This is a genomic window from Pseudomonas sp. R43(2017) (assembly GCF_002112345.1).
In the GTDB taxonomy this organism is placed as follows: domain Bacteria; phylum Pseudomonadota; class Gammaproteobacteria; order Pseudomonadales; family Pseudomonadaceae; genus Aquipseudomonas; species Aquipseudomonas kribbensis.
Genome location: NZ_NEHJ01000009.1, coordinates 194,545 through 219,224, shown reverse-complemented (window position 1 = coordinate 219,224; position 24,680 = coordinate 194,545). Strand labels below are relative to the sequence as shown.

24 protein-coding genes are annotated in these 24,680 nt (G+C 62.2%); 13 read left to right on the top strand and 11 right to left on the bottom strand.

Annotation, left to right across the window (positions count from 1 at the left end; translation table 11 throughout):
* Positions 1-399 precede the first annotated feature (399 nt).
* Positions 400-870, top strand: coding sequence for a DUF1289 domain-containing protein (locus tag CAG02_RS24435; protein ID WP_085711613.1), 471 nt, complete (start codon positions 400-402; stop codon positions 868-870).
* A 45-nt stretch (positions 871-915) separates the two neighbouring features.
* Here CAG02_RS24435 and CAG02_RS24430 read toward each other — a convergent pair whose 3' ends face one another.
* Entirely contained in the window at positions 916-1,779 is an 864-nt protein-coding gene (locus tag CAG02_RS24430; protein ID WP_085711476.1) for a universal stress protein, read from the bottom strand.
* Between the two features lie 158 nt (positions 1,780-1,937).
* Between CAG02_RS24430 and CAG02_RS24425 the strand changes: the two genes are divergently transcribed.
* The 3 genes from CAG02_RS24425 (at position 1,938) to CAG02_RS24415 (ending at position 4,680) form a co-directional block, all read left to right on the top strand.
* On the top strand, positions 1,938-2,546 hold the full coding sequence (locus CAG02_RS24425; RefSeq protein ID WP_085610660.1) for a tRNA-(ms[2]io[6]A)-hydroxylase: 609 nt from the start codon (positions 1,938-1,940) through the stop codon (positions 2,544-2,546).
* A gap of 139 nt (positions 2,547-2,685) precedes the next feature.
* Positions 2,686-3,393 carry a response regulator gene (locus tag CAG02_RS24420; protein WP_085711475.1) on the top strand — a complete coding sequence of 236 codons (708 nt, stop codon included), beginning with the start codon at positions 2,686-2,688 and terminating at the stop codon, positions 3,391-3,393.
* Positions 3,394-4,680, top strand: a complete 1,287-nt coding sequence (locus CAG02_RS24415; RefSeq protein ID WP_085711474.1) for an ATP-binding protein — start codon at positions 3,394-3,396, stop codon at positions 4,678-4,680. It begins immediately after the preceding gene.
* 115 nt (positions 4,681-4,795) lie between these two features.
* Here CAG02_RS24415 and CAG02_RS24410 read toward each other — a convergent pair whose 3' ends face one another.
* Both CAG02_RS24410 and moaA read right to left on the bottom strand, forming a co-directional pair.
* Positions 4,796-5,695, bottom strand: coding sequence for a bestrophin family protein (locus CAG02_RS24410; RefSeq protein ID WP_085711473.1), 900 nt, complete (start codon positions 5,693-5,695; stop codon positions 4,796-4,798).
* A 28-nt stretch (positions 5,696-5,723) separates the two neighbouring features.
* Complete coding sequence (gene moaA, locus CAG02_RS24405) at positions 5,724-6,722, bottom strand: GTP 3',8-cyclase MoaA (RefSeq protein WP_085711472.1); 999 nt, start codon at positions 6,720-6,722, stop codon at positions 5,724-5,726.
* A gap of 356 nt (positions 6,723-7,078) precedes the next feature.
* On the opposite strand from moaA, the gene CAG02_RS24400 reads away from it, so the two are divergent.
* The 4 genes from CAG02_RS24400 (at position 7,079) to CAG02_RS24385 (ending at position 12,100) form a co-directional block, all read left to right on the top strand.
* On the top strand, positions 7,079-9,403 hold the full coding sequence (locus CAG02_RS24400; RefSeq protein WP_085711471.1) for an FdhF/YdeP family oxidoreductase: 2,325 nt from the start codon (positions 7,079-7,081) through the stop codon (positions 9,401-9,403).
* Between the two features lie 108 nt (positions 9,404-9,511).
* A complete protein-coding gene (locus CAG02_RS24395) occupies positions 9,512-10,927 on the top strand; it encodes a cytochrome ubiquinol oxidase subunit I (protein ID WP_085711612.1) in 1,416 nt (471 codons plus the stop codon).
* A 17-nt stretch (positions 10,928-10,944) separates the two neighbouring features.
* Positions 10,945-11,961, top strand: a complete 1,017-nt coding sequence (gene cydB / locus CAG02_RS24390) for a cytochrome d ubiquinol oxidase subunit II (RefSeq protein ID WP_085711470.1) — start codon at positions 10,945-10,947, stop codon at positions 11,959-11,961.
* The gene (locus CAG02_RS24385; RefSeq protein ID WP_074688757.1) at positions 11,948-12,100 is read left to right on the top strand and encodes a DUF2474 domain-containing protein; all 153 of its coding nucleotides are present in this window, start codon (positions 11,948-11,950) and stop codon (positions 12,098-12,100) included. Before cydB ends, CAG02_RS24385 begins: the two co-directional genes overlap by 14 nt.
* A 46-nt stretch (positions 12,101-12,146) precedes the next feature.
* Here the strand turns inward: CAG02_RS24385 and CAG02_RS24380 are convergent, their stop codons facing one another.
* Positions 12,147-12,998 carry a CAP domain-containing protein gene (locus CAG02_RS24380; protein ID WP_085711469.1) on the bottom strand — a complete coding sequence of 284 codons (852 nt, stop codon included), beginning with the start codon at positions 12,996-12,998 and terminating at the stop codon, positions 12,147-12,149.
* Between the two features lie 201 nt (positions 12,999-13,199).
* On the opposite strand from CAG02_RS24380, the gene CAG02_RS24375 reads away from it, so the two are divergent.
* The gene (locus CAG02_RS24375) at positions 13,200-13,820 is read left to right on the top strand and encodes a cell wall hydrolase (protein ID WP_085711468.1); all 621 of its coding nucleotides are present in this window, start codon (positions 13,200-13,202) and stop codon (positions 13,818-13,820) included.
* On the opposite strand, the gene CAG02_RS24370 is transcribed toward CAG02_RS24375, so the two are convergent.
* Positions 13,817-14,704: a LysR family transcriptional regulator gene (locus tag CAG02_RS24370; protein ID WP_085711467.1), complete on the bottom strand. Its 888-nt coding sequence runs from the start codon at positions 14,702-14,704 to the stop codon at positions 13,817-13,819. The two genes, CAG02_RS24375 and CAG02_RS24370, sit on opposite strands and share 4 nt — an antisense overlap.
* 103 nt (positions 14,705-14,807) lie before the next feature.
* On the opposite strand from CAG02_RS24370, the gene CAG02_RS24365 reads away from it, so the two are divergent.
* On the top strand, positions 14,808-16,208 hold the full coding sequence (locus CAG02_RS24365; RefSeq protein WP_085711466.1) for an MFS transporter: 1,401 nt from the start codon (positions 14,808-14,810) through the stop codon (positions 16,206-16,208).
* Here CAG02_RS24365 and CAG02_RS24360 read toward each other — a convergent pair.
* From CAG02_RS24360 to CAG02_RS24345, 4 genes are all read right to left on the bottom strand, one after another.
* Positions 16,153-17,568: a heavy metal sensor histidine kinase gene (locus tag CAG02_RS24360; RefSeq protein ID WP_085711465.1), complete on the bottom strand. Its 1,416-nt coding sequence runs from the start codon at positions 17,566-17,568 to the stop codon at positions 16,153-16,155. The two genes, CAG02_RS24365 and CAG02_RS24360, sit on opposite strands and share 56 nt — an antisense overlap.
* A complete protein-coding gene (locus tag CAG02_RS24355; protein ID WP_085711464.1) occupies positions 17,565-18,236 on the bottom strand; it encodes a heavy metal response regulator transcription factor in 672 nt (223 codons plus the stop codon). The genes CAG02_RS24360 and CAG02_RS24355 overlap by 4 nt, the downstream gene beginning before the upstream one ends.
* Before the next feature lie 19 nt (positions 18,237-18,255).
* Positions 18,256-18,507 (bottom strand): DUF2790 domain-containing protein, encoded by a 252-nt coding sequence (locus CAG02_RS24350; protein WP_085711463.1) that lies wholly within the window; start codon positions 18,505-18,507, stop codon positions 18,256-18,258.
* Between the two features lie 167 nt (positions 18,508-18,674).
* Positions 18,675-19,388: a murein L,D-transpeptidase catalytic domain family protein gene (locus CAG02_RS24345; protein ID WP_085711462.1), complete on the bottom strand. Its 714-nt coding sequence runs from the start codon at positions 19,386-19,388 to the stop codon at positions 18,675-18,677.
* A 152-nt stretch (positions 19,389-19,540) separates the two neighbouring features.
* Here CAG02_RS24345 and CAG02_RS24340 point away from each other — a divergent pair, with 152 nt between their 5' ends.
* Positions 19,541-21,145 carry a murein L,D-transpeptidase gene (locus CAG02_RS24340; RefSeq protein WP_085711461.1) on the top strand — a complete coding sequence of 535 codons (1,605 nt, stop codon included), beginning with the start codon at positions 19,541-19,543 and terminating at the stop codon, positions 21,143-21,145.
* Between the two features lie 3 nt (positions 21,146-21,148).
* Here CAG02_RS24340 and CAG02_RS24335 read toward each other — a convergent pair whose 3' ends face one another.
* Positions 21,149-21,664 carry a DoxX family protein gene (locus CAG02_RS24335; RefSeq protein ID WP_085711460.1) on the bottom strand — a complete coding sequence of 172 codons (516 nt, stop codon included), beginning with the start codon at positions 21,662-21,664 and terminating at the stop codon, positions 21,149-21,151.
* 58 nt (positions 21,665-21,722) lie between these two features.
* Positions 21,723-21,926: a hypothetical protein gene (locus tag CAG02_RS24330; RefSeq protein ID WP_085711459.1), complete on the bottom strand. Its 204-nt coding sequence runs from the start codon at positions 21,924-21,926 to the stop codon at positions 21,723-21,725.
* A 241-nt stretch (positions 21,927-22,167) separates the two neighbouring features.
* Here CAG02_RS24330 and glsB point away from each other — a divergent pair, with 241 nt between their 5' ends.
* Entirely contained in the window at positions 22,168-23,076 is a 909-nt protein-coding gene (gene glsB, locus CAG02_RS24325; RefSeq protein WP_085711458.1) for a glutaminase B, read from the top strand.
* A gap of 69 nt (positions 23,077-23,145) precedes the next feature.
* Positions 23,146-24,648: an aldehyde dehydrogenase family protein gene (locus CAG02_RS24320; protein ID WP_085711457.1), complete on the top strand. Its 1,503-nt coding sequence runs from the start codon at positions 23,146-23,148 to the stop codon at positions 24,646-24,648.
* Positions 24,649-24,680: the final 32 nt, after the last annotated feature.

Genomic DNA, 24,680 nt, shown 5'->3' with positions numbered 1-24,680 from the left:
CTCCTCACGACGTTGTGGGTCGTTCGGCCAGAATTACCGGCAATTCCTTACAGAAGCTGCTTTCAAAGTTTTACGCCTGCAGAACGGGGAGCTGATGAGGGTTGGCGTTGGGCTTTTCCCCGCTGGAAAAACCCTTCGCCAACACCGCTCTGAAGGAACGACTGTGCTCGTGACGCTTTGAAAACAGCTTCTAACGGACATTGGCGCCTAAAAAGGCTGGCTGATTCTACGGCAAAAAAAATTTAAAGGTAAGTCGGGCTCTATTGGACTTTGGTGGCGTTGTGCGCCGGCAGGCCAAACCCCGATCCAGCGCTTGCCCCTGACGTTTGAGGGGTGATGAATGCCGGACAAAGGGCTAACATGCCGACCTGTTCCGCGTTTCAAGTGTTCTGCCCATTTATGCCCAATCAGACCATCAAGACCCCCTGCGTCGGCCTCTGCTCCACTGTTTACGGTGATCTGGTGTGCCGTGGCTGCAAGCGTTTCCACCACGAAGTGATCCACTGGAACGGTTACAACGAGGAGGAAAAGCGCGCGGTGTGGCTGCGTCTTGAGCAATTGCTGTCACAAGTGATGGCGAGCAAGGTCGAGGTCTTCGATCCGGCGCGGCTGCGCCAGCAGCTGGAACAGCGCAAGATCCGCTTCGTGCCGCATCAGTCGGAATATTGCTGGGCGTACCAGCTGATCGCCCGGGGCGCGCGGGTGATCATTAATCTGGAAGCCTACGGGATGGTATTGCTGCCGGAGTTTCGCGACTGGAACCTGCCGGAACTGCGCGATGCCATTGATCGGGAATTTTTCCTGCTGTCGGAAGCGCACTATCAGCGCTACATCGCACCCGGTTTCCTGAAGGATGCGCTGGGCGAGTAAGCGTTACCTGTGGCGAGTGTCCTCGCCACAGGATGACAACAGTGCTTAATGCTTCACCGCCAACTCCACCAAATGGTCTTCAACCTCCTGCGGCTTGAGCACCAGCACATCACTCTCCAGCGCATCCAGCACCACTTCGGCGGTATTGCCGATCAGCGCCCCTGACAACCCGGTCCGCGCCACGGTGCCGATCACGGTCACTGCGGCCTGCAGCTTGTGCGCCATGAACGGAATCAGCACATCCGCCGGGCCTTCCTCGACATGCAGATGTTCGTCATCGACATCGAATTCAGCCTGGAACGCCCTGCATTGCTCGCGATAGCGCGCCTCGATGGTTTCCTTGAGCTGGAAAGTCGGGTCGGCGGCCGAGAGCATCGGTGACGGATGGGCGGTAATCACGTGCAGATGCCCTTTGGCCAGACTGGCGATGTCATAACCGTGGTCGATGATAGTGGTGTGCAGGTGGCGGTGTTCGCCATCGGCATTGCCCACATCGACCGCGGCCAGAATCACCCGGTCTTTCCAGGAGGCCGAGGTTTTCACCAGCAGCACCGGGGTCGGGCAGTGGCGCAGCAGTTTCCAGTCCGCCGGCGTCAGCAGGGCTTTTTTCAGCGAACTGTCGGGGAAATGCTGCTTGATTACCAGCCCGCAACCTTCGGCCTGCTGCACGTCGATGATGGTTTCGTGCAGGCTCTCGTTCCACGCCTGTTCGGTGGTGACGCTGTAGCCGTCCGCCAGCAGCGCGGCCTTGAGCACGCTGAGCATGCCGGCGTGATCGTGCTTCTTGTCGCAGACCAGCAGGTGCAGATGGGCCTGGGTCACCCCGGCGATCAGCTTGGCGCGCTTGAGCGCCAGGCTTTCCGCGTGTTCGGGTTCGATGACCACCAGAATGCTGCGAATGGCTTGCATGAGTGAGTCTCCAGCAATGAAAAGGCACGGCGTTGCACAACTATAGTTGCTGCGCATCCGTCCGCGACTTGATGCATATCAAGGGCTGGCGCTGGTGGTCTGCGGGCAGGCCGGTATAATCGGCGCCCTTCGCTCGAACACCTTTGACCGTGAGCCCCATGATCCTTCCCGAAATCCACGAATTCCTTGGCTGCCGCACGCCAGACGCCTGGGTCCAGGCCGCGCTGGCCGATCAGGAAACCCTGCTGATCGACCACAAGAACTGCGAGTTCAAGGCCGCCAGCACCGCGTTGAGCCTGATCGCCAAGTACCATTCCCATGTCGATCTGATCAACATGATGTCGCGTCTGGCCCGGGAAGAACTGGTGCACCACGAACAGGTGATGCGCATCATGAAGCGGCGCAAGATCGAACTGCGCCAGCTCCACGCCGGCCGTTATGCCTCGAGCCTGCGCAAAGTGGTGCGCAGCCACGAACCGGTGAAACTGGTCGACACTCTGGTGGTCGGCGCGTTCATCGAAGCCCGCAGTTGCGAGCGGTTCGAAGCGCTGGTGCCGCATCTGGACGAAGAACTCGGCAAGTTCTACTTCGGCCTGTTGAAAAGCGAGGCCCGGCATTTCCAGGGTTACCTGAAACTGGCCTACCAGTACGGTGACGCCAAGGACATCGCTCAAGTGATTGAGAAAGTCCGCGCCGCCGAGCAGGACCTGATCGAGTCCCCGGACGAGGAATTCCGTTTCCACAGCGGCGTACCCGTCGCGGCATGAATTGTTAAAAACTCTTAAGAGCATGAAACATCAACGAAAACCGGCCCAAGTGGCCGGTTTTTGCTGCCCGCGATAATCGTCTTGCCTGCGAATGCCGCCATAATGTCGCCCACTTCACTGAGGGTTGGCGACGGTCGTTATGGATAACCTGGGTTTTGGCAGAGTCCTGCTGGTGGAAGACGATGAGCGGCTGGCCGCGCTGATCGCCCACTTTCTCGAACAACACGGCTACGAGGTGCGCACGGTGCATCGCGGCGATCTGGCCGTGGCCGCGTTTCTTGAATTCAAGCCCAAAGTCGTGGTGCTCGACCTGATGTTGCCGGGGCAGAGCGGCCTGCACGTGTGCCGGGAAATCCGCAGCGTGTCGGACACGCCGATTGTCATCCTGACGGCCAAGGAAGACGATCTCGACCACATTCTGGGCCTGGAGTCCGGGGCCGACGATTACGTGATCAAACCGATCAAGCCACCAGTGCTGCTCGCGCGTCTGCGGGCGCTGCAACGCCGGCAAGTGCCTGACAGCGGCGTGGTCAGCTCCCTGGAGTTCGGTCAGTTGCACATCGACCGCAGCTGCCGCGAAGTGCGTCTGGCCGGCGAACTGATCGAGCTGACCACCATGGAATTCGAACTGCTGTGGCTGCTGGCCAGTGCCGCCGGCAACATCCTGTCGCGCGATGACATTCTCAACCGCATGCGCGGCATCGCCTTCGACGGCCTCAATCGCAGCGTCGACGTGTACATCAGCAAGTTGCGCAACAAACTCAAGGACAATCCCCGCGAACCGGTGTGCATCAAGACCGTGTGGGGCAAGGGCTATCTGTTCAATCCGTTTGCGTGGGAGTTGTAGATGCTGCGGTTATTTCTCGGGCTGTTTCTGGTGATGACCGTCGGGCTGGTGGCGGCGCTGCAAACCGTCGAACACACTTTCAACGCGCTGCTCGACAACCAGATGCAGGCCTACAACCGCGAGGCGGTACGTGGCCAGGCCTGGTCGCTGATCGAGCACATGCGCGACCAGAAAGGCGCGGCGCGCGAGGCGCAACTGGACGCGCTGCGCCCGCACTACGGGTTGACGCTGAGTCTGGTCGAGGCCGATCAACTGAACCTCAGCGAGGAGGAAAAAGCCGAACTGGCCCAAGGGCTGCTGGTGATACGCCACGACTACACCCAGTTCATCAGCAACATCGACGGCGGCTCGCAACTGCTCAGCATCAAGTTGCCGCCAGAGCCGAGCCTGATGCCGTTCTACATTTCGGCGGCTTACATGATGCTGGCCGTGCTGCTCGGGATCGTCCTGTACTTCTGGGTGCGCCCGCACTGGCGTGATCTGGAAAAATTGCGCCTGGCCGCCGAGCGATTCGGCGACAATGACCTCTCCGCACGTATCCAGCTTTCAAAACGCTCGAACATTCGCGATCTGGCCGAACACTTCAACCTGATGGCGGCGCGCATCGAAGGCCTGATCGCCAATCAGCGTGAACTGACCAACGCCGTGTCCCACGAACTGCGCACGCCGATTGCCCGGCTGTCGTTCGAACTCGACCAGCTCAAGCAACAACCGGACGCCAGCCAGAACCGCGAACTGATCGCCGACATGTACGCCGACCTTGGCGAACTGGAAGAAATGGTCTCCGAACTGCTGACCTACGCCAGCCTCGAACGCGGCGCGACGGTCATCACCCGGGAGAACATTCAGGCCGCCAACTGGCTCGACAGTGTGGTCGGGAGCGTGGCCCTGGAAGCCGAGGCTGCCGGCGTGCAACTGCTGATCGGCGAATGCCGGGTCGACGAGGTGCGGATCGAGCCGCGCTTCATGGCGCGGGCGGTGATCAATCTGCTGCGTAACGCCATTCGTTATGCCGAGCAACGGGTCGAGGTGTCGCTGGTGCGTATCGGCGATCAATACGAAGTGCAGGTCAACGACGACGGTCCGGGTGTGCCGCTGGCCGGTCGGGAGAAGATTTTCGAACCGTTCTCGCGCCTGGATGCCAGCCGCGACCGCCGCACCGGCGGTTTCGGTCTCGGCCTGGCATTGGTGCGACGGGTATCGCAATCCCATGGTGGCCGGGTCGAGGTTGGCGATTCACCGTGGGGCGGGGCGTCGTTCCGCATGACCTGGGCGCATCTGGATTAACCACAATCACTGTGGGAGCGAGCTTGCTCGCGAATGCGCCCGTTTAGCCGACATCGATTGTGGAGCCTACCGGCCTCTTCGCGAGCAAGCTCGCTCCCACAGGATAGGAGTTCCGTCAGCTGAGGACATAGTCGACAGGCTTGAGTGCCGGTGGCAAAGGCTCGACCCCGAGTTCCGCCAGAATATCCCGCTCGATCCCGCGCACCAGTGCATCGGTCGGCAGGTCATTTTCATCCCGGCCGAACGGGTCTTCCAGCTCATCGGCAATCGCATCCAGACCAAAGAACGTGTAGCTGACAATCGCGGTGAACAGCGGCGTCAGCCAGCCCAGCGGTTCGGCCATGGCGAACGGCAGCAAGATGCAGAACAGGTAGATCGTGCGGTGCAGCAGCAGGGTGTAAGGGAAGGGCAGCGGCGTGTTCTTGATCCGCTCGCACACCGCTTGGGCCTGGGTCAGGCTGGTCAGGTGATTGGCCAGCAGCATGTAGCGCCATTCACTGAGATCCCCCGCCTCGTGCAGGTCGGAACACTGCTGGCCGACGGTTTGCAGGATGCGGCCGCTGTAGTCCGGCACCTGTGCGTCGTGTTGCGGGGTGATCCACTCGGCGCTGGCGGCGGCTTCGTTTTCCCGGCGCAACCGTGCGTTCAGGGCATGAGCAAAGCCGCAGAGATTCAGCAGCAATAACCGACGTTGCGCCGATTCGCGGATGACGTGTGTTTCGCGAATCACCGATCGCACATGCACGATCACTTCACCCCAGGCCTTGCGCGCCTCGTACCAGCGGTCGTAGCAGGCATTGTTGCGAAAGTTCATGAAGATCGACAGCGACAGGCCAAGCAGGGTGAACGGCGTGGCGTTGACCTTGGTGAAGTTGCTCGGATGAAGGATTTCCACCAGCACAATGGCCGACGCCAGTAACGTGACCATCAGGGTGCGCAGGGCGATGCGTTTGGCAATCGAGCCCTTGAGGGTGAACAGGATGGCGAACTGATTGACCTTGGGTCGGATGATCATGCTGTTTTTGCCTTGAAAACGTGGCGGCTCAGCCGCCGGTCATGTTCATGAAACGCACCACTTGTACGTCGTCGTTCACTTCAAAGTTATGCCGGTACGGCTTGAGCTTCATCGCGTCGATGATCGCTTTCTCCAGCCGTTGCGGTTGACCCGGATGGGCCCGCAGCACCGCTTTCAAGTCCACCGAATGCTCGTTCCCCAGACACAGTAGCAAACGCCCCTCGACCGTCAGCCGCACCCGGTTGCAGGTGCCGCAAAAGTTGTGGCTGTGGGGCGAAATAAACCCCAGCCGAATGTGCGGCGCTTCGGCCAGTCGCCAGTAGCGCGACGGGCCCTGGGTCGATTCGGCGGAATCGATCAGGGTGAAGCGCTCTGCAATCCGCTCGCGCACCTGAGTGCTTGAGAAGAACGACTCGGCGCGGCTGTGTTCGCTGATGATGCCCAGCGGCATTTCCTCGATGAAGGAAATATCCAGATCCCGCTCGATGGCGAACTGCACCAGATCGTTGATCTCGTGATCGTTGCGGCCCTGCATCACCACGCAGTTGAGTTTAGTGCGGGTAAATCCGGCCTCGCGGGCGGCATCGATGCCGTTGATCACTTGTGCCAGGTCGCCGGTGCGGGTCATTTGTTTGAAAAGCACGGGGTCAAGGCTGTCGAGACTGACGTTGAGGCGTTTAACTCCGGCGTCGAACAGCGGGCCGGCGAGTTTGCCGAGCTGCGAGCCGTTGGTGGTCAGACACAGTTCGCGCAGGCCGGGCAGGGCGGCGATCTGTTTGCACAAACCGACAACGCCGGGCCGAATCAGCGGCTCGCCACCGGTCAGGCGAATCTTGCGGGTGCCCAGCGCCACAAAGCTCTGCGCCAGTTGATAGATCTCCTCCAGCGTCAGCACTCGTTGGCGCGGCAGGAACTGCATGTCTTCGGCCATGCAATAGACGCAGCGGAAGTCGCAACGGTCGGTGACCGACATGCGCAGGTAGTCGACGCGGCGGTTGTAACCATCGATCAAGACGCGCTCTGACATGACAGCCTCGCTTGGGTGAAATCCGCTATTAAAGGGATCGGGTCGGCGCAGGTTATGAGCAACTTCGAACAGCGTCCAATCACTATTAATGACCGGCCGATTGATGCTGTCGATGATGAAATAATTATCTTGGTTTTTGCGTTTCTTAGTTTTGCAAGTGCCCGTATTTAAAGGGTTTACGTCCGTGATAGATGCTTTCGATAACGCAGTCATTAATAGCGATTAGACAAGTTTTTGCAGCGGTTCATATTCTTGGCCCCGTCAAACCAAACGACCGCTTTTGAACTTGAAAGTCAGTCGTCGCTGTTTAAACCCGATCAGGTTTTTGCCTGTGTGCATCGTCATGGAGAAGTCCCATGTCACAAGTCGACCGTTATAAACCCTACAAGGGCGCCGCTGCGGGTTGGGGCGCTGTGATCAGCCTCACCAAAAACTGGCTGGGCAGTGAAAATGCCCTGAAAAACATCCGCGCCATGCTCAAGACCAACCAGAACGGCGGCTTCGACTGCCCCGGTTGTGCCTGGGGTGAAGCACCTGGCGCAAGCATGCTGAAGTTCTGCGAGAACGGCGCCAAAGCGGTGAACTGGGAAGCCACCGGGCGCCTGGTCGATCCGGCGTTTTTCAACAAGTACACGGTGTCGACGCTGGCCGAGCAGAGCGATTACTGGCTCGAATATCAGGGCCGGATCACCCATCCGATGCGTTACGACGCGCGGGTCGACCGCTATGTCGAAACCACCTGGGACGAAGCCTTCGCGCTGATCGCCAAGCACCTCAAAGGCCTGAAGTCACCCCACGAGGCCGAGTTCTACACCTCGGGCCGCGCCAGCAACGAAGCGGCGTTTCTCTATCAGTTGTTCGTCCGTGCCTACGGCACCAACAACTTCCCGGACTGCTCGAACATGTGCCATGAAGCCAGTGCGGTGAGCATGGGCGAAAGCCTCGGTGTCGGCAAAGGCACGGTGGTCTATGAAGACCTGCACCACGCCGACGCGATTTTCGTCATCGGCCAGAACCCCGGCACCAACCACCCGCGCATGCTCGAACCGCTGCGCGAAGCGGTAAAACGCGGCGCTCAGGTGGTGTGCATCAACCCGCTCAAGGAGCGTGGGCTGGAGCGTTTCCAGAACCCGCAAAACCCGATCGAGATGCTCAGCAACGGCTGGGAAGCGACCAACACCGCATACTTCCGCCCGGCACTGGGCGGTGACATGGCGATGATTCGCGGCATGGCCAAGTTCCTGCTGGAGTGGGAGCGTGAAGCCCAGGCCACCGGCGGCGAACCGGTGTTCGATCATGCGTTCATTGCTGAACACACGTCGGGTCTCGACAGCTATCTGGCCGAAGTCGATGCCACGAGCTGGGAGCACATCGTCGAGCAGTCCGGCGTGCCGCTGCATGACATCGAACTGGCCGCGCGCATGTATGCCCGCGCCAAGAGCGTGATCATGTGCTGGGCCATGGGCCTGACCCAACACGTGCACTCGGTGCCGACCCTGCAGGAAGTCATCAACCTGCAACTGCTGCGCGGCAACGTCGGCCGTCCGGGCGCCGGGCTGTCGCCGGTGCGCGGCCACAGTAACGTGCAGGGCGACCGCACCATGGGCATCAACGAACTGGCGCCGAAAGCGCTGATGGACGCCCTTGAAAAGCGCTTCAACTTCAAGGTGCCGCGCATGCACGGCCACAACACGGTGATGGCGATCGGCGCCATGGAGCGCGGCGAAGCCAAGGTGTTCATCGGTCTGGGCGGCAACTTCGCCCAGGCCACGCCGGACACGCCGCGCACCCACGCGGCGATGCGCAAACTCGACCTGAGCGTGCACATCTCGACCAAGCTCAACCGCAGCCATCTGGTGACCGGGCGTGACGCGCTGATTCTGCCGTGCCTCGGCCGTACCGACATTGACGTGCAGGCCGAAGGCCCGCAAGGCGTGACCGTGGAAGACACCTTCAGCATGGTGCATTTGTCGTTCGGCCAGTTGAAACCGAAGTCGGCGCATCTGAAATCCGAGCCGGCGATCATTGCCGGGATCGCTGCCGCCACGTTGGGCAAGCACCCGATCGACTGGGAATGGGCGGTGGGCGACTACGGGCGCATCCGCAACCTGATCGCCGACGTGATTCCGGGCTTCGAGAATTTCAACGAGAAGCTGCTGATCCCCGGTGGTTTTCACCTCGGCAACGACGCCTCCGACCGTGTCTGGAAAACCGAATCCGGCAAGGCTCAGTTCACCCCGTGCGTGCTGCCTGAGCATTTGATCAGCGAAGGCGTGCGCAACCTGCCGGTCAAACCGCATCTGATCCTGCAAACCATGCGCTCCCACGATCAGTACAACACCACGCTGTACGGCCTCGACGACCGTTATCGCGGGGTCTACGGCATGCGCGACGTGGTGTTCGCCAACGAGCAGGACATCCGCCGGCTCGGTTTCGAACCGGGGCAGAAGGTCGATCTGGTAGCGCTGTGGGATGACGAGCGCGAGCGTCGGGTCAGCGGTTTCACCCTGATCGCCTACGACATTCCGGCCGGGCAGGCTGCCGCGTACTACCCGGAAACCAATCCGCTGGTGCCGCTGGAAAGCTACGGTGACCGCACCTACACGCCGACCTCCAAGTTCGTGGCGATCCGCCTCGAAGCGGCCGAGGCGAGCAACCTGATCCCGTCATCGGTGGCCTGACCGACCCACGCGATCCAACCCTTTGCATTTTGACTGGCTGCAGGCGTTCACGCCTGGCGGTGGCCCGGCCGTGTGCTGCCGCTTTTCAGCCTTGATGAGGACATCATCATGTTCAACCTGGAGGCACTGGACCTGGCGCGAATTCAATTCGCGTTCACGGTTTCGTTCCACATCATTTTCCCGGCGATCACCATTGGTCTCGCGAGTTTCCTGGCGGTGCTCGAAGGCCTGTGGCTGAAAACCCGTAACGACACGTACCGCGATCTCTACCACTTCTGGTCGAAGATCTTCGCCGTCAACTTCGGCATGGGCGTAGTGTCGGGTCTGGTCATGGCGTACCAGTTCGGCACCAACTGGAGCGGGTTTTCCGACTTCGCCGGCAGCATCACCGGGCCGTTGCTGACCTATGAAGTGTTGACCGCGTTCTTCCTTGAGGCGGGGTTCCTCGGGGTGATGCTGTTTGGCTGGAACCGTGTGGGCCGTGGCTTGCACTTCTTCGCCACGGTGATGGTCGCCATAGGCACGCTGATCTCGACCTTCTGGATTCTCGCCTCCAACAGTTGGATGCAAACCCCGCAGGGTTTCGAAATCGTCGACGGCCGGGTGATGCCGCTGGACTGGCTGGCCATCGTGTTCAACCCGTCGTTCCCGTTCCGTCTGGCGCACATGGCGATTGCCGCATTCGTTGCCACGGCGTTCTTCGTCGGCGCCTCGGCAGCCTGGCATTTGTTGCGCGGCAACGACAGCAAACCGGTGCGCAAGATGTTTTCCATGGCGCTGTGGATGGCGCTGATCGTCGCGCCGATTCAAGCGGTGGTCGGTGACGCCCATGGCTTGAACACCCTGGAACACCAACCGGCAAAAATCGCCGCCATCGAAGGCCACTGGGAAAACGCTGACAACGGACCGACCCCGCTGGTGCTGTTCGGCCTCCCGGACATGCAGGCGGAGAAAACCAAATACGCAATCGAGATTCCGTACCTCGGCAGCCTGATCCTGACTCATAGCCTCGACAAACAGATCCCTGCGCTCAAGAGCTTCCCGAAAGAAGACCGGCCGAATTCGACCGTGATTTTCTGGAGCTTCCGCGTGATGGCCGGGCTCGGGATGTTGATGATTCTGGTCGGAATTCTGGGGTTGGCGTTGCGGCGCAACGGCAAGGTCTACCGCCATCGCGGTTTCCAGCGTCTGGTGCTGCTGATGGGGCCGAGTGGTCTGATCGCGCTGCTGGCGGGTTGGATCACCACCGAAGTCGGGCGTCAGCCGTGGGTGGTGTACGGCCTGATGCGTACCCATGACGCCGCGTCCCATCACTCGGTGGCGCAGATGAGCACGTCGCTGGCGCTGTTCGTCGTCATCTACTGCTCGGTGTTCACCGTGGGCATCGGCTACATGATGAAGCTGGTGAGCAAGGGCCCGCAGCCGCACCACGAACACCCGCCCGAAGGCACCCCGTTGCAGACCCCGCGCCGACCACTTTCGGCGGTCACCGACAACCTCGAATCCGCGACCCGGGTCCACTGATAAAGGAGCGTTGAGTCATGGGTATTCAAGGTATCGATCTCTCGTTGATCTGGGGCGTGATCATTGCCTTCGGGGTGATGATGTACGTGATCATGGACGGCTTCGATCTGGGCCTCGGGATCCTGTTCCCGATGATCAGCGACGAGCAGGAACGCGACGTGATGATGAACACCGTCGCACCGGTCTGGGACGGCAACGAAACCTGGCTGGTGCTCGGCGGTGCGGCGTTGTACGGCGCGTTTCCGCTGGCTTACGGGGTGATTCTGGAGGCGCTGTATCTGCCGCTGATCTTCATGCTCGCGGGGCTGATTTTCCGTGGTGTGGCGTTCGAGTTTCGCTTCAAGGCGCCAGCGGAAAAACGTCATCTGTGGGACTGGGCGTTCATTGGCGGCTCGTTGTTGGCGACGTTCTCCCAGGGCGTGGTGATCGGCGCGTACGTGGCCGGGATTCCGGTGGTGGATCGGCAGTTTGCCGGTGGCGGTCTCGACTGGCTGGCACCGTTCCCGCTGGTGTGCGGCGTCGGTCTGGTGGTCGCTTATGCCTTGCTCGGCAGCACCTGGCTGCTGGTGAAAACCGAAGGCATGCTCGAGTCGCGGATGCGTCACTACAGCCGTCCGCTGGCGTGGCTGCTGCTGGCGATGGTGCTGGTGATCGGCGCGTGGACGCTGCAACTGCATCCGGAGCTGACCAGTCGCTGGTTCAACCATGCGCACCTGACCGTGTTCGCCGGGCTGGTGGTGCTGGCGGCATTGTCGCTGTTCGGACTGCTGCGTTCGCTGCGTCAGCGGCACACCCACTGGCCGTTCGTATTCACCCTGGTGCTGATGTTCCTCGGTTACATCGGGCTGGCGCTGAGCATCTGGCCGAACATCATCCCGCCGTCGGTCAGCCTGTGGGCGGCGGCATCGCCGGCCACCAGCCAGCTGTTCGCCCTGATCGGCGCGCTGTTCATCCTGCCGGTGATCCTGATGTACACCTTCTGGAACTACTACGTGTTCCGCGGCAAAGTGAGGATTGGCGATGGCTACCATTGAAATGCGTGAAGTGAAGAGCCGCTGGTACAAACGTCTGGGCTGGCTGTTGCTGATCTGGTCCGGCAGCGTGGTGTCGCTGGCGGTGGTGGCGAGTCTGCTGAAACTGGCGATGTATGCGGCGGGGATGAGGACTCACTGAGCATAAAAAAACCGGAGCCTGGCTCCGGTTTTTTATTGCTCGGGATTTATTCCCCGCCAAACATCGCCGTCCAGTAAATGCCGGCGCTGCTCTTCGGATCGACTGCGTAGGCTGCACCGAGCTCGCGGTATTGCGGGTTCATCAGGTTGGCGCAATGGCCGGGGCTGGCGAGCCAGCCGGCGACGACTTTCTGCACCGTGTCCTGCCCGGCGGCGATGTTCTCGCCGACCTGCTGGCCGCTGTAACCGGCCAGTTCGGCGCGGTCGCCGGGGGTGCCGCCATTGCGGTCCTTGTGGTCGAAATAGTTGTTGTTGGCCATCTCGCGGCTGTGATCCTGGGCCACACCGCCGAGCACTGCGTTCCACGCCAGTGGCGCCGCCGCGGAGAACGCCTGGCCGCCGCACTGGCGCGGCTGGCTACGGGCGGCGTTGAGTTGCGTCAGCAGTTTCTGGCCTTCGGCCTGTCCGTCGCCCAGGCGTGCCGACAGCAGCGGTCGCGCCAGGGTGATGCGCCAGTCGCGGTCGGCGCGGCTGACGCCGATATCGACGAACTGCGGATCCAGCACCACCTGACAGAAGCTCTCCTGAATCGCCTTCATTGCCGCCGCCGCATCCCGAGGGCCGTTGAGGGTGATCGCCTGCACATTGACCATCGGGTAACTGGCGCTGGCCATGGCCTGCTGCAGATCGACGACACCACTGGCCGGCAGATGCAGGCGCGGGTCGGCCGACAGCGGCGGCAATTCACTGGATGCCTGGGTACCGCAGCGCTGCGGCTGGCTGCGGTAGCTGTTGATCGACTCGATCAATTGCGACTCGTCACTGGCCATGGCCGAAGCGGCCAGCGCCAGGCCCGTGGACAACGCGGCGAATCGCAGAACGGATGGCATGAAGCGCATGGAAATCTCCCTTGGGCTGAGTGCGCCCATGATGCGCGAAACGCCCCGGGGTCGTGCAATGTCTTTTTTCTTCATGGTGTGGTTTTCAGCACGGAACGTTGCGCCGGATTCTGCCGTCTACACTCTGCGAAGTCCCCGGAAACCGGGCGTCTCAGCCACGTAACACTTTGCCCGCGACGGGCGCTGCCGGAAGAATCGATCATGAAATTGCACGGGCTGATCTGTTGTCTTGTGTTGACCCTGCTGAGCGGCGCGGTGCTGGCCACCGATCAGGCACCGATCAAGGAAAAGGCCGAAGCGAAAGCCGAGGTTCTGGAAGAAAAGGCTGCCGACAAACCCAACGCCCCCCCGGCGCCGAAGTCCGAAGCCATCACCCCGAAAGAAGTACAAGCCGTCGACCCGGCCGGCACCGCGCCGCTGGACGATCCCATCACCTGTCTGGCACGCAGCATCTATTGGGAAGCCAAGGGCAAGGACACGGCGGAAATGGAAGCCGTGGCCAATGTGGTGATGAACCGCCTCGGTCATGACGGTTTTCCGGGCACCGTGTGCGAAGTGGTCAAGCAGGGCTCGGAAACCAAGAGCTGCCAGTTTTCCTGGTGGTGCGACGGCAAGTCGGATCAGGTCAAGGAAGACGCCGAATACGCGCTGGCCAAGGAAATTGCCGGCAAGGCCCTGAACCGTCAGCTCCCCGATCGCACCCATGGCGCGCTGTATTTCCACGATCACAATGTCGACCCGAGCTGGGCGAAGAAGTACACCAAGACCGCCGAGACCGGGAAATTCCTGTTCTACAAACCCAAGGACGGTGAGGCGCGCTAGGCGCAGACTTCCCGCACGCAGTTGCGCAGCCAGCGATGTGCCGGGTCGGCGTCCATGCGCGGATGCCAGAGCATCGACACGCTGATGTCCGGCATGCGCAACGGCAGGGCGAAACTGAACAGGCCTGTTCGCAGTTTGCTGGTGTGACGTTCCGGGACGGTGGCGATCAGGTCGGATTCTCGGACCAGTGTCAGCGCCGCGGAAAACCCGCCGAACGAAGTGACGATGTCCCGCGTCAGGCCGAAGGCGAGCAGCGCTTCGTCCACCGGGCCGCTGCTGCGTCCGCGCCGTGACACCAGAATGTGCTGGCCCGAAGCGAAGCGTTTGGCGCTGACCTTGCCGCTGCTCAGCGGATGCCCCTCACGCACCACACCGATCCACTGATCGCGGAACAGGATGCGGCTGTGCAGCGTCGGATCGGTGCTGTCGTCGACCACGCCGGTTTCCAGATCCACCCGGCCTTCGCGCAGCAGGGTGCTGTCCTTGTCGGCCTTTTGCACAAAACGCAGACGCACGTCGGGCGCCTCTTCGGCGATGCGGGCGAGCAGGGCGGCGGCGAAGGTTTCGACAAAACCGTCGGTGTTGCGCAGGGTGAAAGTGCGCCGCAACTGGCCGGGATCGAGCACTTCTGCCGGCCGCAGAACCGCTTCGGCTTCCTGCACCAGATAGCCGACCCGGTCGCGCAACTCCAGCGCACGCGGGGTCGGCACCAGTCCGCGACCGGCGCGTACCAGCAGCGGGTCCCCGGTGGTTTCGCGCAACCGGGCCAGCGCCCGGCTCATGGCGGACGGACTCAGACCCAGGCGCGTGGCGGCCCGGGCCACGCTGCCTTCGCTCAGCAGAACGTCAAGGGTGATCAACAGGTTCAGGTCCGGTGCATTCATGACGTGGCGTTCCATGCAGGTATCAAGTGCAAAGCATGCGTCTTGCGCCTCGTATTGTCGAGGCTCAGGCTATGTCCCATGACTTCTGCCCTGTGAGCCCCCCATGCACCGAGAACCCCTGAGCCCTTCAGCCCGCTGGGCGCTGACCAGTCTGGCGCTGTCGATGCTGATGCCGTCGCTGGACACCAGCATCGCCAACGCCGGACTGCCGACCCTGGCGGCGGCCTTCGATGCGACGTTTCAGGAAGTGCAGTGGATCGTGCTGGCCTATCTGCTGGCGGTCACCACCTTGATTGTCAGCGTCGGGCGACTGGGTGACGGCTTCGGTCGGCGGCGCTTGCTGTTGATCGGCATTGGCATCTTTACCGCCGCGTCCTTTGCATGCGCACTGGCGCCGAGCCTGGCCTGGCTGATCGGCGCGCGGGCGGTGCAAGGCGTGGGCGCGGCGATCATGTTCGCGTTGACCGTGGCGCTGGTGGCCGATGCGGTGCCCAAGGCCCGGGCCGGCAGTGCGATGGGGTTGCTGGCCACGATGTCGGCCACCGGCACCACCCTCGGGCCGTCGCTCGGTGGGCTGTTGATGGCGCATGTCGGCTGGGAGTCGATCTTTGTGATCAATGTGCCCTTGGGCTTGCTCAACGCATGGCTGGTGTATCGCTATCTGCCCAAGGACCGAATCGTACGCAAGCCTCTGGCGTTCGATTATCCCGGCACCGCGGTGCTGATGCTGACGCTGGCGGCCTATGCACTGGCGATGACGGTTGAGGGATTCACCCCGACGTTGTTGCTGATCAGTCTTTTGGGTGTGGGGTTGTTCATTCTGATCGAGAAGAAGAGCAGGGCGCCGCTGATTCATTTGTCGTTGTTCACCGACACGCGAATCAGCAGCAGTCTGGCGCTGACCTTGCTGGTGACCACGGTGATGATGACCACGCTGGTGGTCGGGCCGTTTTATCTGAGTCGAGGCTTGGGGCTCAGCAGCACTCAGGTCGGACTGGTGTTGTCGGTCGGGCCATTGCTGGCGGCGTTCAGTGGCGTGCCGGCCGGGCGTCTGGTGGATCGTTTCGGGGCGCGGCGAATGGTGCCGGGTGCGTTGCTCGGGCTGGCCTGCGGTTGCAGTTTGCTGGCGCTGTTGCCAGTGAGTCTCGGACTGCTTGCCTATGTGTTGCCGATAACGGTGGTGGCCTTGAGTTATGCGCTGTTCCAGGCCGCCAACAACACCGGATTGATGGCGGGTGTCGGGCAGGATCAACGCGGGGTGGTCTCGGCCATGCTCGGGTTGTCACGCAATCTGGGGTTGATCACCGGGGCAGCGGCCATGGGTGCGGTGTTTGCCCTGACCACGGGCGATCCGACCCGGGCGACGGCGGCGGTCATCGCGAGCGGTTTGCACATGACCTTCGGCGTTGCTGCGGCGTTGATGCTTGCGGCGCTCGGGCTCGGCGCCTTCACACACCTGCGTCTCGCGTCTCCCGTGCCGGAAAGAACAGCTCAAAGCAGGTGACACCCTCAACGCTGCTGACGCTGTAGCGGCCCTGATGCAATTGCATGATGGTCGCCACGATCGACAGGCCCAGTCCGTTGGATTGGGCCGAACGCTCGCGGGACGGATCGGCGCGGTAGAAACGTTCGAACAGCCGCGACAGATGCTCGGGGGGAATCGTCGCCCCGTGATTGCGCACCCGCAGGTAGCTGCCGTCCGGCTCGGCGATGGCTTCAACCTGCATCGTCGAATCGGTCGCGCCGTACTTGATCGCGTTGGCGCACAGGTTGGCCAGGGCCCGGCGCAACAGCATCGGCTCGGCCCAGATCACGCCGCTGCCACGGGCCTCGATGGTGACGCCGACGTCCGCCGCCAATCCTTCGAAGTAATCGGCGATGCGCTGCATTTCGTCGCAGGCGTCCAGCTCCTGACGCTGGCTCAAGGCACTGGCCGGGTCGGTGCGGGCGAGAAACAGCATGTTGTCGAGCATCCGTGCCAGCCGTTCGAGTTCTTCGACGTTGGAGGCGAGCAACTGCTGATAGGCCTCGACGCTGCGGTTCTGTTGCAGGGCGACCTGGGTTTCGCCGAGCAGGTTGTTGATCGGCGTGCGCAGTTCGTGGGCCATGTCGGTGGAGACCTGGCTCAGTTGGGTAACCCCTCTGTCGAGCCGGTCCAGCATCGCGTTGAAGGCTTCGATCATCGGCTGCAATTCCCGGGGCGTGCCGTGACGGTCGAGGCGTTCACCGAGGTTGGCGATGCCGATCCCGTGGGCATGCCGGGCAAGCCGGCGCAACGGCAGCAGGCCGCGATACACCAGCAGGCAGCCGACCAGCGCCAGGACAATCGCCGCCAGTGACGCCAGGCCATACACGCTGAGCCGGTAACTGGCGAGCATTGCCGTGCGTTCGCTCATCACCTTGCCGATCAGCACTTGCAGATTGCCCTGATCGCCGGAGTCGATACTGGCCGCCACCGCCGAAAACGGCACGCCGTTGATGCTCGGCAGATGTTGCACATCGTTGAGGGCCATCACATGGTTGATCGGCACGGCGGGTACGGTCGGCAAGGTCAGGTTGCTGGGATTGACCACGAACAAGGGCGGTTGCCCCGGGGCGCCGATGGTCAACAGCGCTTCGCGGTTGCCGAGCATGTTCTGGAACAGCGCCGGTTTGTTCTGGATCAGCTCCAGGGTGTTGCTGTCGTTGAGGATGGTGCGCAACTGATCGATGCGGCTGACCAGTTGAATGTCATCGCGGCGGGTCAGTTGTTCATCCAGCGCGTTGTACAGCGCCGCGCCGAGGCCCGCCAGGGACGCAAAGGCGAGCACCGCGAACACCAGCGCCAGGCGCAGCGTCAGGGAATACGTGCCAGTGACTTTCATGGCTGGGTATCGAAGCGGTAGCCGATGCCGCGCACGCTGTGGATCAGCTTGAGCGGGAACGGATCGTCGATCTTCGCCCGCAGGCGGCGCACGGCGACATCGACCACATTGGTGTCGCTGTCGAAATTCATGTCCCACACCCGCGAGGCAATCAGCGAACGCGACAGCACTTGCCCTTCGTGGGTGGCGAACAGTTGCAGCAGCGCGAACTCCTTGTTGGTCAGGGTGATCCGGCTGCCGGCGCGGGTGACCCGGCGCTTGAGCACGTCGATCTGCAGATCGGCCACCTGCAACTGTTCTTCTTCATGAATCGGCCCGCGCCGGGTCAGGGTGCGCAGGCGCGCCACCAGTTCGGCGAAGGAAAACGGCTTGATCAGGTAGTCGTCGGCACCCAGCTCCAGGCCTTTGACCCGGTCGGCGATGTCGTCACGGGCAGTGAGAAACAGCACCGGCGTGTCGGCTTCCTTGCGCAGCCGGCGCAGGACTTCCCAGCCATCCATTTTTGGCATCATCACGTCCAGCACGATCACGTCGAAGTCGTGTTCCAGCGCCAGGTGCAGACCGTCGGCGCCGTCCCGGGCCAGGCTCACGTTGTAACCCAGTTCCTGCAAGCCGTTGAGCAGGTAATTGCCGGCCTTGGGTTCGTCTTCGACGACAAGGATATTCATGGGCACTGCGCCTCACTGGTCAGTTGGTGCAACCGCTGCCTTGCACTTGGTAGTCCAGCACATGTTCGCGGCCCTGGTGGTCGAGGTAGTTGAGTCGTGCGGGAATGACGCCGCAAGCCTGGGAAATATCGGTGCTGGAGAGGACTTTGTCGACATCCAGGTGCACGTAGAAACCGTTGGTGTCGTGAATGACCGTGTTGTCCGGCATTTCGGCGGCGAACACAGTGCCGGTGGCGAGGAGGGCGGTGAAGGCCAGGATCAGGGTTTTCATGATGAGTCACTCGTGTCGGTGAAGTGGATCGGCAGGTCTGCCGGAACAACTTCAGGCTACCGAGCGATCCGCTCGGCAAACCGACAACTCAATGACAAAGTTGTAATGAAACCCTGAAAACACAAATCCCCTGTGAGAACAGGGGATTGTTTTGACCGCAGCTGTTTTCAACTGCCGTGGGTACTGAGAATGCTCGCAATCTGCTGCGGCTGGCAGTTGAGGTACGGCGAGGACTTCAGCCAGTGCTGGTCCGGGTACCAGGAAAACATGTACTGGCCGTCCTTCAGGCTGTCGATCACCCGTCTGGCGACTTGCGGGCGCACCGCCGGGCATCCCTGACTGCGGCCCAGGCGGCCCGTGCGTTTGCTCCAGAACAGATTCACGTAGTCGGCGGCGTGGATCACGATGGCGCGGTCCCGGGCCATGTCGTTGACGCCCGGCTCCAGGCCGTCCATGCGCAGCGAATAACCGTGGGTGCCTTCGTAACTTTCCTGGGTGCGGAACAGCCCGAGGCTGGATTGAAAACTGCCCTCACGGTTGGAGAACCGGGTGGCGAAGTTGTCCCCGGACTTCGAGCCGTGGGCAACCAGGTCGCGCAGGATGAGTTTTTTCTGCGTCAGGTCGAAGATCCACAGGCGTCGCTCGGTGGACGGTTGCGAATAATCGATGATCGCCAGGTGGCGGGACTGCTTCGCGCCGTTGTTGATCGCGCATTGCATGGCGTTCAGGGCACCTTTCAGCGCCTGGGGATTGAGTTCCGGAGCGGCGTGGGCGAGGCTGTTGTAGAGAACCGGCGAAGCGGTGCCGGCGGCAAAAACCTGACTGGTCCCCAGCCCCAGGGCAGCGGCAGTCAGCAGAAGTCGGCGCAAAAACGTCAACATTTAAAGTGAATCCTCACTGGCTACATGGTTGGCACTTTGGCTCCTGACGTCCAGTCGTCCCGGGCAGGCCCGCGAATCGGACCTGACTGTATCACCGCACCTGATGTAAGGTTGGCCGTCAATCATGACGGCCACGGATTGGAGTAAAGCAGTTGTTCAAAAAGTACGCATGCTACTTGAGCATTTGTCTGCTCGCTGCGCCGTTTGTCGTTTGTGCCGAAGAGCCGTTGCCGGCGCTCCCGACACTGCCGACGGAGGTGCCCGTGGAGCCGCAAAGTCCGTTGCAGGCCGTGCTGATCGGCCTGCCGCAGGCTTGCCCGGCGATTGCCGCCCGTCTCAGTGGCCCGGCCCTGGAACAGTTGCAGGCTTTCTACCGGCAGCAGGACTGGATGCCGGTGTGGGCAGCGGCCGGGCAATTGCCGGCCTTGCATGCGCAATTGCAGCTGTTGGCCGACGATGGCCTCAATCCGAAACGCTATCCGGTCGCCGACACGGCCCCGCAGGATGGCGAACTGTGCGCCGATATCGACATCAGCCGAAATTACCTGCAGGCCTTGCAGGACCTGCATTACGGTCGTCTGCTGCAATCGCATTTCGAACCGTTGTGGCATTCCGACGATACGCCCCGCGACCGTCAGGCGGAGCTGCTCGCGATTGCCGTGCCGGGCATGCATGACGTTGCCGCCGCCTTCGATCTGGCCCGCCCGCGCCTGGCGCAATACCAGAACCTGCGCCATCTCTACGCCGCACAACGCCTGCAGGCCTTGCCGCACTGGCAATCGGTTGGCAACGGGCCGCTGCTGCGTCCGGACATGGAAGACAAACGCGTGCCGGAGCTGGCGCGGCGGCTGTACAGCGAAGGTTATCTGAGCAGTGTGGTCGGCACGCCGGACAACGCTTATCACGGTGTTTTGGTCGAAGCCGTGAAAAGCTTCCAGGCCAACCATTCGTTGCAGGCCGACGGTGTAGTCGGGCCGGGGACGATTGCCGAGATGAACATCAGCCCGTTGACCCGTCGCGAACAACTGCGGGTCAACCTTGAGCGTTTCCGCTGGCTGGCCCAGGACATGGAGCCCGACGGCCTGCTGGTCAACGTCGCCGCTGCCGAACTGACCCTGTATCAGGGCGGCCTGCCGGTGTGGCAGACCCGCACCCAGGTCGGTCGCGCCGAACGCCAGACACCGCTGCTCAAATCCCGGGTCACGCGCCTGACGCTGAACCCGACCTGGACCGTGCCGCCGACCATCTGGAAAGAAGACAAGCTGCCGGAAATCCGCAAGGACCAGACCTTCCTCAGCCGTCAGAACCTGCAAGTACTCGACGCCAATGGCCAGCCGCTGGCCGCTGCCGATATCGACTGGGATAACCCTGGCAATATCCTCCTGCGCCAGGACGCCGGGCCGCGCAATCCGCTGGGGCAGATGGTCATCCGTTTCCCCAACCCGTTCTCGGTGTACCTGCACGACACTCCGAGCAAGGCGCTGTTCGACAAGGGGCCTCGGGCGTTCAGTTCCGGTTGTGTGCGGGTCGAGCACCCGATGAAACTGCGCGACTTCCTGCTCAGCCCGGCGGAACGAGCGCGCACCGACACCTTGCTCGCGACTGGCACCACCCATGAGTTCCGCCTGAGCAACCCGGTGCCGATCCTCATGACGTACTGGACGGCACAGGTCGACGGGCAGGGCCGCGTGCTCTACGCGCCGGACATCTACAGCCGCGACAGCGCGTTGCTCGCGGGACTTGACCGGGCGCATTGATCCTCAACGGCTGGCGCGTTTCCAGTAAAACCGCGCCAGCCACGCATCCACGCTCAACTTGCCGGCCCCGGCAAACACCAGCGGCACCAGCGCAGCCAGGTAGATCGCCGGCAGCTTGAAGTTGCCGAAGCCCTTGTTGGTGATCGCATAACCCTGGGCCAGTTCGCTCAACGACGACCAGTCTGCCGGCCAGTGCACGGCGGCGGTGGCCACCACCGTCACCACGATCAGCGAAATTGCCGAGATCCGCGTGCCAAGTCCGATCAGGATTGCCAGGGCGCAGATCAGCTCGGCCCACATCGACAGCTCCCAGTTCAGCGTCGCCGGCAAGTGATCGAAGGGAAACGGGAAGCGGTCCTGAATGTCTTCGAACCAGTTCTGGCCGTTGAATTTCTCCAGGCCCGATTCGAAAAACTCCCAGGCGATGAACAGGCGCAGGGTCAGCGGTGCCAGCCACTGGCCGGCGCGGTCGAGGTTCAGGTGCAGGCCTTTGACGGCGGTCGAAAGAGCAGTGGTCATGGTGCGACTCCATTCAATTCATTGGAAAACGGGGCACTGGTGTGCCCCGTGAAAAGGGTTATTCGCCGGCGCCGCACTTGCCTTCGCCGCATTTGCCTTCCGAGGTTTTTTCCGGGGTGTCGGCCTGCGCTTGAGTCTGGCTGTAGCCGTGATCCAGTTGCTTGACGCTGAACGCCTCGGAAGCCGAAGCGGCGTTGGACAGGGCCAGGCCACCGGCCAGCAGCAGGCCGAGGGTCAGGGAGGTTTTCGAGAGCTTGGTCATGGTGAATCTCCGATAAGAAATGTGAGTTCAAAGGCTTGATCGGGGTTGCCGATCGACAGGTTCATTTGAACGTCGGGCTGTATCGGGGATGTGTCGTCAGCGGGGGGATTTGTGCACGTGGTGTGTCCGGGCCTGCGCCGTATACAGTGCGATACACGAACGCGGTGTGATTCGGCCGGCGGGCGCAGCGTCTAGCCACCGTGTCCCCGCAATCCCATGGGGCGAGACTTCGAGACCCGGCATGCAAGCGCTGTTGAACGAGATCCTTGACGCTGTCCGGCCCCTGATCGGGCAGGGCAAGGTGGCTGACTACATTCCCGCCCTCGGCACCGTGCCGCCCGATCAACTGGGCATCGCCGTGTACGGCAACGACGGCGAAATGTATTGCGCCGGCGATGCCGAGACGCTGTTCTCGGTGCAGAGTATTTCCAAGGTGTTCAGCCTGGTGCAGGCCATCGAACACTCCGGCGAGGCGATCTGGGAACGCCTGGGCCACGAGCCGTCCGGCCAGCCGTTCAACTCGCTGGTGCAGCTGGAATTCGAACGCGGCCGCCCGCGCAATCCGTTCATCAACGCCGGAGCACTAGTGATCTGCGACATCAACCAGTCGCGCTTCGCGGCGCCGGCCTTGTCGATGCGTGATTTCGTGCGACGGCTGTCGGGCAATCCCCAGGTGATGGTCGACGGCAAGGTCGCCGATTCCGAATACCAGCATCGCGCACGCAACGCGGCGATGGCCTACCTGATGCAATCCTTCGGCAACTTCCACAACGACGTCGAAGCGGTGCTGCGCAGCTATTTCAGCCACTGCGCACTGCGCATGAGTTGCATCGACCTGGCCCGGGCGTTCTGCTTCCTGGCCAACGACGGTTATTGCAAACACAGCGGCGAACAGATCCTCACCCGCCGCCAGACCCAGCAGGTCAACTCGATCATGGCCACCAGCGGCCTGTACGACGAGGCTGGCAACTTCGCCTATCGCGTCGGCCTGCCGGGCAAGAGCGGTGTCGGCGGCGGCATCGTCGCGGTGGTGCCGGGGCAATTCACGGTGTGCGTGTGGTCGCCGGAACTGAACGCGGCGGGCAACTCGCTGGCGGGGATGGCGGCGCTGGAAATGCTCAGCTCGCGGATCGGCTGGTCGGTGTTCTGAGCCTGTGTTGCTTTGAGGGTGGGCAAGCTATACATTTTCCGGCCGCCCTCAATATGGTGAATCTGCTCCATGTCTCTCGCGCTCGAACGTCTCGTCGCTGGCACGCCCATCCCTTTCGCCGGTAACCGCGTCACCGTGGTCAGCCCCGAACTGGCTGAGCGTTTCCGACCCGGCGACCACCTGTTGGTGGAGCAGGTGAGCGGTGAGCTGTTGCTGATTCCGGTGGTGGATCAGCAGGCCGCTTCGGTGGCGATCGAACGTGCAGCGGCGGCGTTTACTGCGTTGTCTGCGGTGTCGGATGAGGCCATCAGCCGCTTCTTCGATCTGTTCGCTCAACGCCTGGAAAACCCGGACGCCTGGGCGCTGATCGAAACCGCCAACCTCGCCGACATCGAACGGGCCAAGGCACGCGGTCGGTCCACCACCCGATTGCTCGCCGATGAGCGCATGCGCCGCGACATGATCGCCGGCCTGCGCGCCTGGCGAGATGCGCCCGCCACTCGTGGCAAAGTCATTAGCAGCGTCGAGCATGACGGCTGGAAGGTCGAGCAGGTGGTATCGCCGCTGGGCATCGTCGCGTTCGTGTTCGAAGGCCGGCCGAACGTCTTCGCCGACGCCGCTGGCGTGCTGCGCACCGGCAACACTGCGGTGCTGCGCATTGGCAGCGATGCATTGGGCACCGCGCAAGCCATCGTCACCCACGCCTTGAACCCAGCGCTGGCCGATGCCGGCCTGCCGGTGGGTGCGGTGTCGCTGGTCGAGAGCGTCAACCACGCGGCCGGTTGGGCGATGTTCGCCGACCGGCGTCTGTCGCTGGCCGTGGCCCGTGGCTCAGGCCGTGCGGTCAGCCAGTTGGGCAGCATCGCTCAGCAGGCCGGCACCGCCGTCAGCCTGCACGGCACCGGTGGCGCGTGGCTGATCGCCGATCGTGATGCCGACGCCAAACGCTTTGCCGCCGTGGTGCGTAATTCGCTGGACCGCAAGGTCTGCAACACCCTCAATGTCTGCCTGATCCAGCGCGACCGTGCCGCTGAGCTGGTGCCGTTGTTCCTCGACGCCTTGCAGCAGGCCGGCACCGCACGCGGTCAGGGTTGCAAATTGCACATCGTCGAAGGCAGCGAAAGCTACCTGCCGAGCGAGTGGCAGAACGCGACGGTCGAGGTCTATCGCGCCGAGGGTTATCAGACCGAAGCGTTGGCCGAGCCATTGTCGGAGGCACAGCTGGGCCGCGAGTGGGAATGGGAAGAAACCCCGGAAACCAGCCTGATGATCGTCGACGGTCTGGATCAGGCCATCGCACTGTTCAACCGCTACAGCCCGCAGTTCACAGTGTCACTGATCAGCGAAGACGTAGCCGTTCAGGAGCGTTTCTACAGCGCGGTCAATGCGCCGTTTGTGGGCAACGGGATTACCCGTTGGGTCGATGGTCAGTACGCGCTGAACAAGCCGGAGCTGGGGCTTTCGAACTGGGAAAGCGGTCGCCTGTTTGCCCGCAGCGCGATTCTTTCGGGTGACGGTGTGTTCACTGTGCGCAGCCGCATGACCCAGGTCGATCTGGGCGTAAAACGCTAAAACCAGAAATCCGCGCCTGTCGCAATGACAGG